Origin of the sequence: Vibrio sp. R-1 (assembly GCF_035615595.1) — a bacterium.
In the GTDB taxonomy this organism is placed as follows: domain Bacteria; phylum Pseudomonadota; class Gammaproteobacteria; order Enterobacterales; family Vibrionaceae; genus Vibrio; species Vibrio cholerae.
In genome coordinates, this window is the sequence record NZ_WPDC01000037.1 from 17,416 (window position 1) to 34,257 (window position 16,842).

A 16,842-nucleotide genomic window follows, 5' to 3' on the forward strand; every position below is an offset into this window, starting at 1 on the left:
CTTTGAAGACGAAGTGTAGTGCATGCAAATATCAAATCATGGTGACGAAATTGGGCGCAAAGCCTAAAGGTAAGCCGGATACATGTCAACAGTCTAGACGTCCAAACATCCATTTGTTGCACATTTATACCTAATGATTTTGGGGTTTATTTTTCCCACTAATGGGTATATCTATAGGCCAGATACTCTAAGAGACAGGAATTACTATGCTCAACGTCATTTTTTTTAGTGCAAAGCACTACGATATCGCCTCTTTCAGCAAATTGGTTGACCCCACCCAGCTGTCTTTGCACTTTCATGATTTCCGATTGACCGATAAAACGGCCCAGATGGCAAAAGGCTGCGAAGTGGTCTGCGCTTTTGTCAATGATGAGCTGCACGCCAGCGTATTAGAACAGCTTTACCAAGGGGGAACTCGTCTTATTGCCATGCGTTGTGCTGGCTTTGATAAAGTCGACCTTGAAGCGGCGAAGCGACTTGGAATGCAAGTCGTCAGAGTGCCAGCCTATTCGCCAGAAGCGGTGGCCGAACATACGGTGGGGATGATGCTGTGCTTAAATCGCCGCTTCCATAAAGCGTATCAGCGTACCCGTGATGCCAACTTCTCTCTTGATGGCTTGGTGGGTTTTAACTTCCACGGCAAAACGGTCGGGGTGATCGGCTCAGGCAAAATCGGGGTGGCAACCATGCGTGTTTTGAAAGGGCTCGGTATGCAGATCCTCTGCTTTGACCCTTATCCCAATCCCGATGCGATTGCACTGGGTGCGCGCTATGTAGAGTTGTCCGAACTTTTCGCGCAAAGTGATGTGATCACCCTGCACTGCCCGATGAGCAAAGAGAACTATCATTTGCTCAATGAGTCAGCGTTCGATCAGATGAAAGATGGAGTGATGATCATTAACACCAGCCGTGGGGAATTGCTTGATTCTGTGGCAGCAATTGAAGCATTGAAACGAGGCCGAATCGGCGCGCTAGGCTTGGATGTGTATGACAATGAGAAAGATCTGTTCTTCCAAGACAAGTCCAACGATGTGATCGTCGATGACGTATTCCGCCGCCTTTCTGCTTGTCATAACGTGCTGTTCACTGGCCACCAAGCCTTTTTGACCGAAGATGCACTGAACAATATTGCGCAAACTACGCTCAATAACATCCAGCTCTTTTTTGACAATCAAGCATCGGGTAATGAATTAATTCAATAACTCACGCAGGTGAGGCAATAAATCGCTGGCCAGAAGCCCTCTCTGGCCATGCGATTTGGTATTGAGATCCGCAGCGCTACTGTGTAGCCAAACCCCAAGTTTTGCCGCATCCGCTAAGGGAATTTTTTGCGCTAATAGCGCCACAATAATGCCGGTAAGTACATCGCCCATCCCCCCACTGGCCATTCCAGGATTCCCCTGTAAGCAGACCGCGATCTCTTTCCCATCATCCACTAAAGTCCCCGCACCTTTGAGCACGACAACGCCTCCATAGCGTTGCTGAAGCTGGCGAATCGCCGCAAAACGATCTTGCTCCACCTCTTCCACTTCACAGCCCAATAAACGCGCCGCTTCGACGGGATGCGGTGTAATGATCCGCTGCGCATCATAGCTGGGGTTATACGCTAGAAAATAGAGTGCATCCGCATCCCACACTTTCGGAACCTTCAAGCTACTTAAGCGCTGCATAATCTGCTGCGCTTGCGCATCTCGCCCTAATCCGGGCCCCAAAGCAAGGGCATCACACCATTCAATGCGCTCTTCAAATAAATGCTGTTTGTTCCAGCTCGTGCTCATCACTTCCGGTGTAATCGTCAGCATAGCGGTAACGTTATCGGGATGGGTCATTGCCGCGCTCAGCCCAGCTCCCGAACGAGCACAAGCGGAAGCACACAAAATCAAGGCTCCGCCCATACCTTCATTGCCTCCGACGATCAAAGCTTTGCCATTTTGGCCTTTGTGAGTACAAGCTTGACGTGGCGGCAATAACCTGTGTCTTAGCTTGCCATCGATGGAGACTAAGGAAGGCGTATTGTGCTCGGCAAACACTTCTTCAACCCCAAGCCCGGCATAGTGTAACGTTCCAACATAACAGCGCGCTTGGCCAGTCACCAAGCCTTGTTTTAACCCAATCAAACTCACCGTATGCTGCGCTTTAATGCATGTCCCCATCACTTGACCGGTATCGGCACACAGCCCTGAAGGCACATCCACCGCCACAATCGGTTTGCCACTTTGGTTGAGTAACTCGATGAGCGGCACCACCTGCGGGCGTAACGCCTCTTTTAAACCAATGCCAAACAGCGCATCAATAATGACATCCGTCGATTCGGGCACTTCAGACTGTGGAGCGTAGACCGCACCACCCAACTCTTTCCATTGCTGATAAGCACGATGGGCATCGGCTGGCAGTTTTTCAGGATCGCCTAACTGCCATACGGTAACATCAATCCCCATATGTCTGGCTAATACCGCGACAATATAACCGTCCCCACCATTATTTCCGCCACCGCAACAAATTAACCAGTGATGGCTAGTGGGATACTGAGCAAAAGCGATGGTGAATACCGCTTGTCCTGCGCGTTCCATTAAATGAAAGAGCTCAAGACCTCGCTCACTCGCGGCATCTTGTTCGCCTTGTTTGAGCTGCTGCGTAGTATAAAAATGAGTGGGTAACGGCATAATGGTGTCCAACAGCTGACAAAACGGCCATCAGATGGCCGTTTCATATTTATTGAGAAGAAGCTTGTTGAGAAACAAGGGCTTCACTTGTTGCATCTTGAATGGATAAGAAGAGTGAATTTATCGCGCCTGTCGGCGTACGCATTGGGTTAAGCGTGACGTTTTGATACATAAATTTGGCTTGCTGAGTCACTGGACGCACATTACGGCAATGGAACAAATAAGGGCGCTGCTGCCAAGTAATAAAACTACGGCAACCCAGATCGTACACCGGTTTGGTTTTTAACTTAAACCACTCCACAGGGATCTCTGGAAAAATCTCGAACAGAGATTTACCAATAACATCATGAGCTTGCTTACCGCTATGATGGGTCATAAACCCATTCCACACTTGCACGTTGTAGTCTCGGTTAATCACAATCAATCCCATATCGACATTCTGAACCATATCGACCATCCAATGGAATTGCTCAAACTCCGCAGGTAACGCTAGCATCAGAAGTCCTCCATTAAATAGGAAAGTTTGTTGTCCAGCAGCGGTAACGATTCATCGACAAACATAAACAGTAAATCACAACGAATCGAGGTGCCTTCAATGTTATAACTCACCTCAAAGGTCATGGTTTTTTTAAATGCCCCTTCGGTTGACTGAATCACAGAATCAATAGAGATGTGCTGCCCCAATAAAACGGGCGAACTTTGGAAAAAACGCACTTCCGCCTGGTGGCCTAAACCATTTAAAAATGAGCCCACCAGAATATTAGAGACATCCATCAGCAGCTCTAACTCTTGCAAGTCTTCACTATCGACCGGCACCTTCATTAATTTTTTGAGATCCGCCACGCTAGAGTCACTCAATAACACCAGTGCTTCACCGGCAATTCCTTCGCCGCTAAAACCCTGACACACCCCCGAAACTTGACTGTTTTCAGCCAAATCACGCAGTGCCATGTGTAACTCACTCACCTCAAAGATGTTCACATTAGGTAAAGGCAACTCAACAAACACATCAAAATGGCGCGCCAAGGCATCAGCGGCTCGACCAATCGACACGTTCGCGACTTCCATGTAAATATCGCGCCGTTTTAAAATCGGCAACTCAACCGAAACCGGCGTGACAATGCGTGGCTGAGTGGGTGGCTCCACCAACATTTTCAGCACATCATTGAGCGCATCCTTATCAATGGGCTTTTGAATGAAGGCTTTGGCTCCGAGCGCTAACACCCGCTCTTTGGCTTTCGGTTGAATATCCCCCGATACCACCACTACAGGCGTCGTGTAGCCTTTTTTCCCCATTGCTTCTAATGTCTCGAAGCCGTCTAACTCCGGCATCGTGAGATCCAAAAACATGAGCTTAAAACTTTGCTTCTCTAAAATGCCCATCGCATCCAAACCATGTACCGCAAAGGTAATGTCTGCGTTAAGCGATGCGGGAAGCGAACGCGCCATCTGTTTGCGCGCGAGTGGAGAGTCATCACAGATGAGAACAGGGAAAGACATGCCACCACCTTATTTGTTTTATCAGTAACTAAAGTGTATACCCAAAATTCACACTACAGCTAGGTAAAAGGTGGTGGGATCGTAAATCAAATGGCAGGCCAGAAAGTCAACAGGGCAATTCGTAAGATAATGGCAAACACAATACAACTCACTCCGAGCCGATACCACTTATACTCTTCAATCGTCATTGGGATGCGTTTATAAAACATAGTCGCCACCCCTTTCCAATCTTGACTGCGACGGCCGTAACGCATCACACCAGTCAAAACGAGCAAAATTCCACTAACCAGAATCAGTTTCTCAACCCAAAACAGCACAATCTCCATGATCATTCCCTCTGATTCACTTTTCCTCAGTGTAATCATTGTGCTGAGATTTGGCTGTTGTACAAAAGTCTAAGGCTTACGCTACCTTGACCTGATGGTGAGATGAACAAAGTGAGGTGATTAAGATGAGCCAAGCCAGTAAGCGTGGCGACAGTTTCAAGTCAGCGTCGCAAGAGAATAGACAATCCATCGAATCGCTACGCAAAACAAAAAGCAGAGCTCAGTGGCTCTGCTTAATTGTTTGGTAAGTGCTGTTAATTAAAAAGCTAACGTGATTAATGAGAGTGCGATTGGTGCTGTGTTGCGATAATTTTGTCTTTGAGTTTTGTTGCCAACTCACGATAGCGGAACCAGAAATAAGTCGCGACAATCGAGAAGAAGAGATAAGACAACGCAAAGACAAACGGCGAGGTCATCAGTTCATTTGAAATTCCCCACATCACACCCACGACGGTCACAGCAACCTTAGCAAAGAAACCGCACAGGAGCAGAAAAACGGCGAGTTGTGGAAAACGCGTACTACGAAACGCAAGCCAGTAACAGCTGCCAACGGCTAAGGAAGCCACACCGAAACCGAGAATAAATGATTGGATGTGATCCGCTGATGCAATGCCACCCGATACAGAAAGCATGAGAATTAAAAACAGTTTCATGATGCACCTACCTTAAATTACCACTAAAAGCATCCATTCATTTTTGAAAACTCATTTTTAGTTAATTTTGAACCTTCAAAAAATTATTTCAAGCTCAAAAAACATGCAGAATTTGTATCCAAATTTTAATGAAACCTATTGTTACACAATGGTTAAATGCACATGGCCTGAAAATACTAGGCAAAAGAGAAGGCAAAGCATCAAAAGCAACAAAAGGAAACATTTGAAACAAAAAAGTTACATTTCAAGATTGCCAGATTTTCTCTATTCTGAGATGTAAAACCTGTTTCACAGCATCTTTACTGGTGTGCTTTATCAGCGAAAACTGACTAAAAAGGGATGGGGAAGCGGTAGACGAATACAGGGCGGGATATAGGCTCAAAAGCCTACGCAAACACAACGAAATCCGTAAGGTTTGCGTAAGGCTCTTTGCCTTTGTACTTCATTTTACGTGAATAGCTACCTTTACCTTTTTTCGCCTTTTCCACTCGGCAGCGAAATAAGGTACTGGTGACGACGGCTTTCAAAGCATTGTCTTTCACTACACCACGCCCACACTCCGTATCCCCTACGGATGAAGTCGATACTGGTATTACTTCTGGTTTGTTTTTCATTGATAGAGCTCCATACAATTGACTGCCACATTTCGGCAGCCACGACATTTTGTACGCAATTTAAGCAGTGTCAACTCATAAATAAGCGGAACAAAGAGAAAACTTAGTTACATAGAAATGGCATTCAGTGCAAAATTTTGGACTATTTTTGTTAACGGGTTTCGACTCTGTTCAAGATTCGATTGACAAGCCAATGGTTTACTCTAGACTCGATCGCGGCTAGAAAGAGTTCTTTGTATACACATCGCTTGGTTGGATTATTCGTAACCGTCCGTGTCGTACGCAATAGCAAGCTACTTTTCCACGCTATCCGCGCCGTAATCGGCCTACGTTAAAAAATGTTTTTAGGATATTTATTATGTCTACTCCAGTTACTGGTACCGTGAAATGGTTCAACGAAACTAAAGGCTTTGGCTTCATCAAGCAAGAAAACGGTCCTGACGTTTTTGCTCACTTCAGCGCAATCCAAGGTGACGGTTTCCGCACTCTGGCTGAAGGTCAAAAAGTGGAATTCGTGATCACTCAAGGCCAGAAAGGTCCACAAGCTGAAAGCATCAAAGTTCTGTAATAGACTTGCCAAAGATTTTAATAGCCAGCCTCACTAGGCTGGCTATTTTTATGCTTCTTTTATATCGATTTTACAAAAGCTCCGATGATAAAAGGGACATCAGCCGTTACTTAATGGCTTAGATGCGCCAAAAGACAGAGACTCTTACGCCGCAAGCTGTGCATGTGGGCCAAACACTTCATAATGAATTCGCGCCTTATCCACACCACGCGCCAGTAACTGCTTGACCACATACTGCATAAAACCAATCGGACCACACAAATAGAAATCTCCATCCTCAATCGGCAGAGTAAGCTCGGCTAACTGCATTTCACCTTGTAAGACATCATCTGCACTTTCATCACGGTACCACACTTGCTGCATCCATCCCTGTTGCGCAATGAGCTGCGCGGTTTCCTGAGCAAAAGTATGTTCCTTAGCAGAATTACACGCATAAAGATAAGTCACTCCAGGCTTATTTTGCTTAGCTAAGGTGTGCAGGATAGCCTGCATGGGCGTCGCGCCAACACCAGCCGAAATCAGAACCACAGGCCGCTCACGCTCAACATAGAAAAAATCTCCGGCGGGAGCATAGAGTTTAACGCTATCCCCAACTTTGACGTTGTTGTGCAGATAGTGAGAAACCAGCCCTGGATTATCACTGCCCACCCCTTCGCGCTTAACCGAAATGCGATACTCACGACCATTCGATGCATGCGACAAGGAGTATTGACGAATTTCTCGATAATCACTTCCCTCTGGCGTCACTTCAATCCCGATGTATTGTCCCGGTTGATAATCCAGTACCGCACCACCATCAGTGGGTACGAGCACAAAACTGGTCACGTAAGCAGACTCTACCTGTTTCTCGCGTACAACAAAGGTTCGGCCATCACGCCATCCACCTAAAGCTTGTTTGCGCTCCAAATAGAGTGCACCTTCGCGGTCGATAAAAACTTGAGCCAAAAAGAAATACGCGGCGGTCCAAGCCTCTTCAACCGGTTGGGTAAAGGCATCTGGGGCTAATTCACGCAAAGTCTCCAGCAGATGATGCCCGACAATCTGATAATGCTCTGGCTGAATATTAAAACTGGTGTGTTTATGGGCGATACGCTCAACGGCACTGGTTAATGCGGCTAAATTATCGATATGCTTGGCATAAGCCGCAATGGCTTCAAACAGCGCAACACTTTGACGTCCGGTTTTCTGGTGGGTCATATTAAAAATATGCTTCAGCTCTGGATTATGGCTGAACATACGCTGGTAAAAATGTTGCGTCAGCGCAGGACCTGCAGACTCTAGCAAAGGAATGGTGCTTTTAATGATATTGATGTGTTCTTGGGTGAGCATAACTTCTCCTCGATAGGCAAAAACGGTGGCTTGAGCCACTCTACACAAGCCTTCTTAATGAGCAGATTGCATGCCAAAACCTAATTTATTGAAAAATAACAATAAGCTATTTTCAAACAGGTCAATTTAACTCTTCTCACCATGTCGATTTGACACTACACTATCAAAAAATCCGAACCTAAGAAGCCAAGATGCAAGAATTCTCCTTGAGTACTTTGTTAGAAATGACCGTCGGGCTCGCCAGCGGAGCCAACAACGAAGAGCGTTTTCATCGCCTATTGGATGCAGTACGTAAAGCGGTGATCTGTGACTGCGTCGTTCTGATGTCTCTGCACAACGACACCTTAACCCCTCTGGCGATGCAGGGATTAACTCGCGACACCCTAGGCCGCCGTTTCGTAGTCAGTGAACATCCTAGATTGGCTCAAATTTGCAGCGCGGATTTACCCGTCCGTTTTGCGGCGGATTGCCCACTCCCCGACCCTTTTGATGGACTGCTACTCGACAGCGAAGACGATCTGCCTATGCACTCATGTATGGGCTTACCCCTCCATTTTGGTGAGCAGTTACTGGGTATATTGACGCTCGATAGCTTAAAGCCCGATGCGTTTGATCATCTCTCACCTCGCAGTTTAGAAATGCTTGCGGCCATTGCGGCAGCAACGTTGAAAATGGCGCTTACCTTTTCTGAGCTGGAAAACCAAGCCAAACAGACACAATTACGCCTGGAAGAGCTCAACCAAGAAGCATGGAGCCGTGACAGTGTCGAAATTATTGGTAATAGCGGCCCCATGCTCGCTATGAAAGCGGATATTGATGTGGTTGCGCCCTCGCAATTCAATATTCTGATCCACGGTGAAACGGGTGTAGGTAAGGAGCTGGTTGCTCGCACCATACACCAGCGCTCAAATCGCAAACGGCAGCCTCTGGTCTATGTCAACTGCGCCGCTATCCCTGAAAACCTGTTGGAAAGCGAACTGTTTGGCCATGTTAAAGGAGCGTTTACCGGAGCTGACCGCGCGCGAATGGGTAAGTTTGCTCTGGCGGATGGCGGCACACTGTTTCTCGATGAGATTGGTGAATTACCCCTCAGTGCGCAAAGCAAAATTCTGCGCGCACTGCAAAACCATGAAATTCAACCTGTTGGCCAAGATCGAGTACAAACCGTCGATGTGCGGATTCTAGCAGCCACCAACCGTGATTTGAAAAAAGAGGTCGAAGCTGGCCGTTTTCGAGCCGATCTCTATCACAGATTGAGCGTGTATCCGATCTACGTGCCGCCACTGCGTGAACGCAAAGGCGATCTCTCCCTACTCGCGGGATACTTCGTAGAACAAGCGCGACGTAAACTCGGTATCACTCAACTAAAGCTGCATGGCGATGTGTTAAGTCAGCTTATCCAATACCCTTGGCCGGGGAATGTGCGAGAGCTAGAGCATGTAATTAACCGCGCGGCACTTAAAGCCAAATCACGCCAGCGGGGGCGCCCAGTCACGACATTAAAAGTTGAAGACTTAGGGGAATTACAAGGGCCAAGAGCAGCGATGGTTGAACCGACAGCGCAAGATGAACCTATGCTGGGCGAATGGATTGCTGAGTTGGGTTTACGTGACGCGACGGATGAATTTCAACGCCATTTGATCAGCGAAACCCTCACCCAAGCTGACTTTAATTGGGCAGAGGCGGCACGCCGCCTCCAGACCGACAGAGCCAACCTGACACGGCTGGCCAAACGGCTCGGCATTACTGTATCCCGCAGCCACTCAATAGAAAGGTCTCGTTAACTGGCGCTAGGCACAGGCACTATCGGCGTGGGAGTTGAGCGTGGAAACGCCCGCTCATACTCCTGCATAAAATCACGCCGGATCAGTTGTTCAAGTTGGTTCGCGCGTTCGGTCGGGCAGAAAATCATCACATGCACCACTTGCTCTCCCGTTGATGAGCTGCTGATTTCAATGTGCGGCTCAGCACTGGGCAAATCCACCCCAGCATGGCGCTCAATCACCGTATTGTAGCGGCGTGCCACTTCCATAAAGTGGGCAAAATGCCCTTCAATCCTTTCGTGCAGTATCGGCACCAGTGGGAAAAGGTTCACAAATTCGGGCACCACAATTTTGAAGTTATGGAACACATAGCGCTTCATAAAATTGAGGTTTTTCACCGGATAAGAGAAAAACATACTGTTCGGTAACGTCGCGGTTTTTCCAGTGTAGTTATACTGGCCGTGGTGTAAATCGATCTCTTGGATCACAGTCGCCATGAGGTTGTGCTCAATCACCTCGCCACACACACTCCCTACTTCAATCCAGTCCCCGATCCGAAATGAACGAGAACTCGCGCGCTGAATCGATCCAGTGAAACACAAAATGATCTCTTTTGAGGCCACCACAATCGCTACTGCAATCGCCGTCACCGAGAGTGCAAATTCGCTAATTTCCGATTGCCAAAGCATGAACAGGGCAAGCAAAGTGACCGTAAATACGCCGTTTTTGGTACGTGACATCCATTTGCGTTGCTTTTCGGTGATGAGCGCCGCATCACCACGAATATGTTCTAAAACAAGGCGTCGCACTGAAATCACGCCCAATAAAATCAACGCTGTCAGCAGCAACTTATGGGTGAGCAAAAAATCGACCGCTATGCTCAGATGTTCCATCTCTTTCTCCTACTACGGCTTAACCCGCCGCTTTATCTCGTGGTGTTGCGTGTCGCGCAATTTCAACATTGAATCCCCTTGCCTGACAAGCGCTATCCCCAAACTCTTGGCTGCTCGGCAAATTTCATCATAAAAAAAGCCGCTTAAGCGGCTTTTCAAAGGAAAAACGTTTATTGCCGATAATGCAGTGCCGTTTTCTCTGCAAGTTTCACAATCACTTGTACCGCGGCTTCCATCCCTTCAATGGTGATGAACTCATGAATGCCGTGGAAATTATAGCCACCAGTGAAAATGTTTGGACAAGGCAATCCCATAAATGACAGCCGCGCCCCATCCGTCCCACCACGGATCGGTTTAATTTTCGGCTCAACATCGCAAGCCACCATCGCCTGTTTGGCCAACTCAATAATATGTGGATGCGGCTCCACCTTCTCCTTCATATTGGAGTAGCTCTGCTCGAAACTCACCTCGACACGACCTTTTTTAAGCTGCTGATTGAGCTCGGCTACTTTAGCTTGCATTAACGCTTGGCGAGCTTGTAAACCGCTCGCCTCAAAGTCACGCAAAATGTATTTGAGCTCTGATTTGGCAACACTCATGGTCGCGCCAGAAAGATGATAGAAACCTTGATAGCCTTCGGTATGCTGAGGCGTTTCGTTTTCTGGCATCATCAGAATAAACTGCGCTGCAATGTGCATAGCGTTGACCATTTTGTCTTTGGCTGTCCCCGGATGTACATTCACTCCATGACAAACAACCGTCGCAGTGGCGGCGTTGAAGTTCTCATACTCCAGCTCTCCAATCGGGCCGCCATCGATGGTATATGCCCACTGCGCCGCAAATTTCGCCACATCAAAATGATTGGCACCGCGGCCAATCTCTTCATCTGGCGTGAATGCAATCGAGATATCGCCATGAGGAATCGAAGGATCAGCAAGCAAGATTTCCATCGCGGTGATGATTTCTGCAATCCCCGCTTTGTTATCAGCACCCAATAAGGTTGTGCCATCGGTCGTGATGAGGTTATAGCCATGCAGCAGATGCAAGTCAGGGTATTGAATGGGCGACAACACTTCGTCCCCTTTACCAAGGGCAATATCACCACCTTGATAATCTTCAACGATTTGCGGTTTAACATGCTTACCGCAAGCATCTGGAGAGGTGTCCATGTGGGCAATAAAGCCAATCGCGGGCACTGGATAGTTCACATTCGATGGGAGTTTGGCCATCACATAGCCATGATCATCCAGCGAAACATCACTTAAGCCTAATTCAAGTAGCTCTTCATACAGCGCTTGGGCAAAGACTTTCTGACCCGTAGAGCTTGGGCAGTGATGGTTTTTCGGTTTCGATTGAGTATCAAAAGTGACATAGCGCATAAAGCGCCCAACAAGATTTTTCATAAACAAGCACTCATCATTCAAATACGCAGCGTTGATTTAACCTCGCTGAAAGGGAGCATAAGCAGTGAATTGCACCCCATACTACGTATTCTCAGCGCCGATGAGTTGTTACAAATCAGTTTTTCACCGATTAATCAAAATCAGCGATACCCAAACGGCTTAACAACCAAACGACTCAGCAACCAGACGGCTTAGCAAATAAAAAAGCCTATCCGATGGGATAGGCTCAATAGGTTGCTTGTTGAAGCGATTATAGCGAGATGAAAATTCCCGCTAAGCAAGCGCTCATTAGGTTGGCTAAAGTGCCAGCAATGACCGCTTTTATGCCTAGGTTCGCCACTTCCGAGCGGCGCTCAGGGGCTATCACGCCAATGGAGCCTAATTGGATCGCGATAGAGCCAATGTTGGCAAAGCCACACAATGCAAACGTGATGATGACTTGGCTATGCTCAGAAAGCAGCGCTTTATGCTCAACAAAGTCAATGAAAGCCACAAATTCGTTCATCACCACTTTCTGACCGATGTAGGAACCTGCCGCCAGCACTTCGTGACTTGGAATGCCAATCACCCATGCCAGTGGAGCAAACAGATAACCGAACATGGCTTGTAAGGTAATGCCGCTAAACCCAACCAGATCGCCCAGATTTTCAAGGCCAGTGTTGACCATAGCGATTACGCTGACGAACGCAATCAACATAGTCCCCACTGCAACGGCGACTTTCATACCATTCATCGCACCGCTAGCGAGAGCATCAATCAAGTTGCTGTCTTGCGCTTTATCTAACTCGACTTGGCTTTGATCGATTGGCACACCACGCTCAGGAACGATGATTTTCGCCATCATTAAACTGCCCGGCGCCGCCATGAAGCTCGCTGCAATCAGGTATTTCAGCTCAACCCCTAAACCTGCGTAACCACCCAGCACAGAGCCAGCTACCGATGCCATACCGCCTGCCATGACCGCAAACAGTTCAGAGCGTGTCATATTGGCAAGAAAGGGGCGCACCAAAAGTGGCGATTCGCCTTGTGATAGGAAAATATTGCCTGTCGCGACCAGTGATTCCGCCTTACTGGTGCCTAAGAAGCGTTGAATGCCACCGCCGATCAGGGCGATCACTTTTTGCATCACACCAAGGTAATAAAGGGCAGAAATCAGCGCACTGAAGAAGATGATGATAGGTAATACACGAACAGCAAAAATAAAGCCCGTATCGGCAAGATCACCAAACAGAAAGCGAATGCCGACATCGGCAAAACCAAGCAAACCAGAAACCCCATTACTCAAGCTGCTTAGCGCGGTTTGCCCCAATGGGAAATAAAGCACGAGAGCCGCAAAACCAATTTGCAACAACAAGGCTCGGGAAATGGTTTTCCAATTAATCGCACTGCGGCTTTCAGAGAGCAGATACGCGCATAAGATCAGTACCGTAACACCGATGATTCCAAACAAAATCGCCATAATTTACCTAGAAAAATGTGAGTAAAAACAGGGAAACCCATGGCTTGATCAGTGTGTAGGCAGAGGCAACCTCAAAAGGAGGGAATAAAGTTTTATTGCTCACAGGCCATCAACATCAACAGACACAAGCTTGGGAAATAGCTGGTCCTGTCCTTGGGGTCATTCACATTTCCTTGTGACGGCTTGTACTGGCAGAGCAACCGGCTCTTAGCCGGGCGCAAAGTATAACGATAAAAAAATGAGTTTCATCACATTTTTTCGCGCAAACGTTTATTTCGGGTATTTTTTATCTCATCGCTCACTAGGCATGCAGCGCTTTACAAAAATGGCTCCTTATCATGACAGTTCAAGAACTTGTTACTTATTGAATGGAACACATATCACAAAGTTGCATTCTTTTATCGATTGGTCGAAAAACAAGCTGGCATAAAAGTGCGAAGCAGCCTAGCTTTAATGCAATTTGATTATTCTGAATAACCATTACTAACAACGTCAGTGTCAACGCCTCACGTGTTTCAAAGAAGCCGTGAGGCGTTTTTTCAGCGCTATCCCCATAACTCGGAGTTGCAAGTCACTCACACCGTCACTCGCTGTACATTTAATCAGAAAGCCTATACTTTTCATCAGCACTGATTAAGGAGGAAACGATGCACAAGCTAACGATAGATCTTGTCTCAGACATCGTCTGCCCTTGGTGCGTGATTGGCTATTTAAGATTGCGCCATGCCCTCGCTCGGCTGCCAGAGGTCGATGTCACACTCAGGTGGCATCCTTATGAACTGAACCCAAGGTTAGCCATGGGCGGAGAAAACCTGCGCGAGCACCTGAATAAAAAATATGGCACCAGCCTTGAGGCGAGCCAGCAAGCACGTAAAACGCTGACTGAGCTTGGAAACGACGTGGGATTTGCGTTTCACTTTTTTGATGAAATGCGCATCTACAACACACGCAAAGCCCACCAGTTACTGCTGTGGGCTCATCAGCAAGACAAGCAGTTGCCTCTCACCTTAGCCCTCTGGTCAGCCTATTTTCAGCAAGGCAAAGCGATAGATGAGCATGAGGTACTGCTGGAAATCGCGCAGACGGTGGGTTTAGACCGTAGCGCCTGCCAGCAGATCCTCGCCGATGAATCATGGGCGAACGCAGTAGCCAATACTGAGCAACAGTGGCTACAAGCAGGCATTCATGCCGTGCCGACCTTGATCATTGAGCAGAAATATTTAATCTCAGGTGCACAAACCAGCGATATTTTGCTGGATGTGTTGCAGCGCCTGACCACAAAAACGGATCGCGAGCACTAAGCGGCTCGATGATGACATCTGGACTAACTCGCTATCCACCTTAGTGAATAGGCGTTTCCGTTTTCGCGTAGTACTGACCAAAATAGGCTTCAAGCACTTCTGGGGTCAATTTGCCTTCGGCTTCCAACTGTTTGAGTTTTTCTGCAATCGCTTTTTGCTCATCCAGACTGGGCAGTTGCGTTTCTGGCTCTTCTGCAACTTGCTGAGACATCAACTCCAGCTCTTTTTCGAAATCGTTCATCACTCTTTACCTACTTGGTTTTTACTGGCCGGAAGTGTAACGAACTCCCGGCAAGGTTTCTAGAGTTTAAAGTTGCCCACCAATTTATCTAAGCGGCCAGAGAGTTCACGCAATGATTTGCTCGCATCAGCCAGCTCTTCTGCCGTTGAGGTGGTCACTGCATTAATCGCGTTAATCTCTTCGATATTTTGGTTAATGGTGTGCACAACGGTCGATTGCTCTTCGGTTGCTGTAGCGACTTGTGTGTTGCGATCTGAAATATCGTGGATTCGATCCGAAATACTCATCAGCACCTGTACTGCCTCATCAGAAGCGGCAACCCCTTGGTGAGTCACCGTTTTACCCGCATCCATTGCCGATACAGCATTCTTAGCATCATTTTGCAGCTGGTTAATCATCTTCTGAATTTCTTCCGTCGAGGATGCCGTACGACTCGCTAAGTTACGCACTTCATCGGCCACCACCGCAAAACCACGGCCTTGATCGCCAGCACGGGCGGCTTCAATCGCCGCGTTGAGTGCCAGCAAGTTGGTTTGCTCTGAAATACCGCGGATCGCATCCAAGATCGACCCAATCTCTTGAGTGGTCGACGCCAATTGCTCCACCACTTTGCCCGTGTTTTCAATATCGTGAGCTAAGCGGCTGATCGCCTCTTTGGCTTTATTGACGACATTGCGCCCTTGATCCGCATTACCAGACGCTTGATTCGCCGTTTCGGCCGCAGTCGCCGCATTAGAGGCGATTTCACTGATCGTCGCCCCCATTTGGTTGATGGCGGTAACCACTTGGATCGTTTGATCGCGCTGCTGCTGGCTATTGTCGTGGGTGACTAACGCTTTGCGTGATACCCCTTCGGCGGCCACTTGCAACTCGCGGCTGGTTTGGGCAACGTCTTTTATCGATTGATGGATCTTCTCAATAAAACCATTAAAGCCTTTGGAAAGCTGAGCGATTTCATCATTGCCTTTCACTTCAATACGCTGCGAGAGATCACCATCCCCTCTGCCCAAATCGGTAAAGCGTTTGGCAATCTGATTGATCGGCATAGCGATGCTGTTAGCCAAGAAAATCCCCATAAAAATAAAGATGGCGGCTACCGCCAGCGTCGTGAGCATCATACGCTGTGCTACAGCATCCAATTCCGCAAACACCTCATTCACAGGCACCGTGCCGACCAAGAACCAGTCCATGCTCTCGATGTAAATGCTCGCAACCATCACTTCTTGACCTTGATAGTCCGTCGAAATCAAGTTGAAGCCGGATTTGTTCAGCAGCGCACTCGCCCCTGAACCATAAATTTGCTGCAAGCTCGATTTCACTTGCTGTTTCTGACGATGGATTTGTACCTCACCCTGTGCATTGGTCAAAAACACAAAACCAGTGTCTTCAATTTTAAAACTGTTGAGCAGACGCACCATGTCATCCATCGACTTAGACATACCAGACATGGTATTGCCATTCACCAACTGGTAGTTGGCAAACATTTTGACTTCGCCATTCGCCTCTTGGAACATGCTGACCATGGTCGGCTTTCCTGAACCAATAAAGCCAAAAAACCACCCGTCTTGCTGCTGATTCAGCTCGCGCAGAAAGCCGTTTTGGTTCCAGTAATACGCTGTTTTTCGGTTGGCTACCGACGCATCATTCAAGCCGTATTGATCGCGTAAGTTGTTCAACTGCTTCACTAATAACGCTTCTGTTGCCGGATCTCTTTCTGTGGTAGCAATCGCTTGCTGCACAAACTCATTGCTGGCAATTTGCTGGGCAGAAGCAAGCAGTTGTAGCACTTCATGGTCAATATCGCTTTTAATCAACTTCAAAATATTGGGCAGTTCTAAATCGACTAAGCGATGCTCTAGCACCTCTCGCGCTTGGCGCTGTGCCATCACACCCACAATCAGGGTGGATGCCAGTACGGCGAGAGTGACCCCTAACACAACCTTTTGCTTAATACTCATCTGATGCAGTTTGAACATATTCTCCGCCTAATCATGGCTATCTAGGAAACCTCTACATTATCGACTTAAGATCACACCACTTAAGAAAATTCTCACAAAACCCAGCTTCAAAGTTGCCATACATCACACTTTCTCCTGAAAATACCCAAGTGCCGTTTATAAATCGCTGCT

The 16,842-nt window shown here is 47.6% G+C and carries 16 protein-coding genes; 4 read left to right on the plus strand and 12 right to left on the minus strand.

The window, feature by feature from the left end; genetic code table 11:
* Window positions 1-206: 206 nt before the first annotated feature.
* On the plus strand, window positions 207-1,202 hold the full coding sequence (locus GOU96_RS09895) for a 2-hydroxyacid dehydrogenase (protein WP_000935710.1): 996 nt from the start codon (window positions 207-209) through the stop codon (window positions 1,200-1,202).
* Here GOU96_RS09895 and GOU96_RS09900 read toward each other — a convergent pair.
* The 6 genes from GOU96_RS09900 to GOU96_RS09925 form a co-directional block, all read right to left on the minus strand.
* Window positions 1,191-2,663, minus strand: coding sequence for an NAD(P)H-hydrate dehydratase (locus GOU96_RS09900; RefSeq protein WP_260813256.1), 1,473 nt, complete (start codon window positions 2,661-2,663; stop codon window positions 1,191-1,193). The genes GOU96_RS09895 and GOU96_RS09900 overlap by 12 nt on opposite strands.
* A gap of 49 nt (window positions 2,664-2,712) precedes the next feature.
* Window positions 2,713-3,159, minus strand: a complete 447-nt coding sequence (locus GOU96_RS09905) for a PAS domain-containing protein (RefSeq protein WP_000880547.1) — start codon at window positions 3,157-3,159, stop codon at window positions 2,713-2,715.
* Entirely contained in the window at window positions 3,159-4,163 is a 1,005-nt protein-coding gene (locus GOU96_RS09910; RefSeq protein WP_000009676.1) for a response regulator, read from the minus strand. Before GOU96_RS09910 ends, GOU96_RS09905 begins: the two co-directional genes overlap by 1 nt.
* 86 nt (window positions 4,164-4,249) lie before the next feature.
* The gene (locus GOU96_RS09915; RefSeq protein ID WP_000407069.1) at window positions 4,250-4,489 is read right to left on the minus strand and encodes a hypothetical protein; all 240 of its coding nucleotides are present in this window, start codon (window positions 4,487-4,489) and stop codon (window positions 4,250-4,252) included.
* A gap of 275 nt (window positions 4,490-4,764) precedes the next feature.
* The gene (locus GOU96_RS09920; RefSeq protein ID WP_000765283.1) at window positions 4,765-5,142 is read right to left on the minus strand and encodes a hypothetical protein; all 378 of its coding nucleotides are present in this window, start codon (window positions 5,140-5,142) and stop codon (window positions 4,765-4,767) included.
* A gap of 386 nt (window positions 5,143-5,528) precedes the next feature.
* On the minus strand, window positions 5,529-5,756 hold the full coding sequence (locus GOU96_RS09925; RefSeq protein ID WP_000792012.1) for an alternative ribosome-rescue factor A: 228 nt from the start codon (window positions 5,754-5,756) through the stop codon (window positions 5,529-5,531).
* A 358-nt stretch (window positions 5,757-6,114) separates the two neighbouring features.
* Between GOU96_RS09925 and GOU96_RS09930 the strand changes: the two genes are divergently transcribed.
* Window positions 6,115-6,324: a cold-shock protein gene (locus GOU96_RS09930; protein ID WP_000106983.1), complete on the plus strand. Its 210-nt coding sequence runs from the start codon at window positions 6,115-6,117 to the stop codon at window positions 6,322-6,324.
* A 144-nt stretch (window positions 6,325-6,468) separates the two neighbouring features.
* Here the strand turns inward: GOU96_RS09930 and hmpA are convergent, their stop codons facing one another.
* Window positions 6,469-7,653, minus strand: coding sequence for an NO-inducible flavohemoprotein (gene hmpA, locus GOU96_RS09935; protein ID WP_258458842.1), 1,185 nt, complete (start codon window positions 7,651-7,653; stop codon window positions 6,469-6,471).
* 191 nt (window positions 7,654-7,844) lie between these two features.
* Between hmpA and norR the strand changes: the two genes are divergently transcribed.
* On the plus strand, window positions 7,845-9,437 hold the full coding sequence (gene norR, locus GOU96_RS09940; protein ID WP_267782262.1) for a nitric oxide reductase transcriptional regulator NorR: 1,593 nt from the start codon (window positions 7,845-7,847) through the stop codon (window positions 9,435-9,437).
* Here norR and GOU96_RS09945 read toward each other — a convergent pair.
* From GOU96_RS09945 to GOU96_RS09955, 3 genes are all read right to left on the minus strand, one after another.
* Complete coding sequence (locus GOU96_RS09945) at window positions 9,434-10,309, minus strand: mechanosensitive ion channel family protein (RefSeq protein ID WP_000400695.1); 876 nt, start codon at window positions 10,307-10,309, stop codon at window positions 9,434-9,436. The genes norR and GOU96_RS09945 overlap by 4 nt on opposite strands.
* 170 nt (window positions 10,310-10,479) lie before the next feature.
* Entirely contained in the window at window positions 10,480-11,712 is a 1,233-nt protein-coding gene (gene pepT / locus GOU96_RS09950; protein ID WP_000793862.1) for a peptidase T, read from the minus strand.
* A gap of 250 nt (window positions 11,713-11,962) precedes the next feature.
* Window positions 11,963-13,171, minus strand: coding sequence for a NupC/NupG family nucleoside CNT transporter (locus GOU96_RS09955; RefSeq protein ID WP_000986003.1), 1,209 nt, complete (start codon window positions 13,169-13,171; stop codon window positions 11,963-11,965).
* 647 nt (window positions 13,172-13,818) lie between these two features.
* On the opposite strand from GOU96_RS09955, the gene GOU96_RS09960 reads away from it, so the two are divergent.
* The gene (locus GOU96_RS09960) at window positions 13,819-14,472 is read left to right on the plus strand and encodes a DsbA family oxidoreductase (protein ID WP_174499921.1); all 654 of its coding nucleotides are present in this window, start codon (window positions 13,819-13,821) and stop codon (window positions 14,470-14,472) included.
* Between the two features lie 40 nt (window positions 14,473-14,512).
* On the opposite strand, the gene GOU96_RS09965 is transcribed toward GOU96_RS09960, so the two are convergent.
* Window positions 14,513-14,713: a chromosome segregation ATPase gene (locus GOU96_RS09965; protein ID WP_000997601.1), complete on the minus strand. Its 201-nt coding sequence runs from the start codon at window positions 14,711-14,713 to the stop codon at window positions 14,513-14,515.
* A 59-nt stretch (window positions 14,714-14,772) separates the two neighbouring features.
* Complete coding sequence (locus GOU96_RS09970) at window positions 14,773-16,689, minus strand: methyl-accepting chemotaxis protein (protein ID WP_267782260.1); 1,917 nt, start codon at window positions 16,687-16,689, stop codon at window positions 14,773-14,775.
* Window positions 16,690-16,842 lie beyond the last annotated feature (153 nt).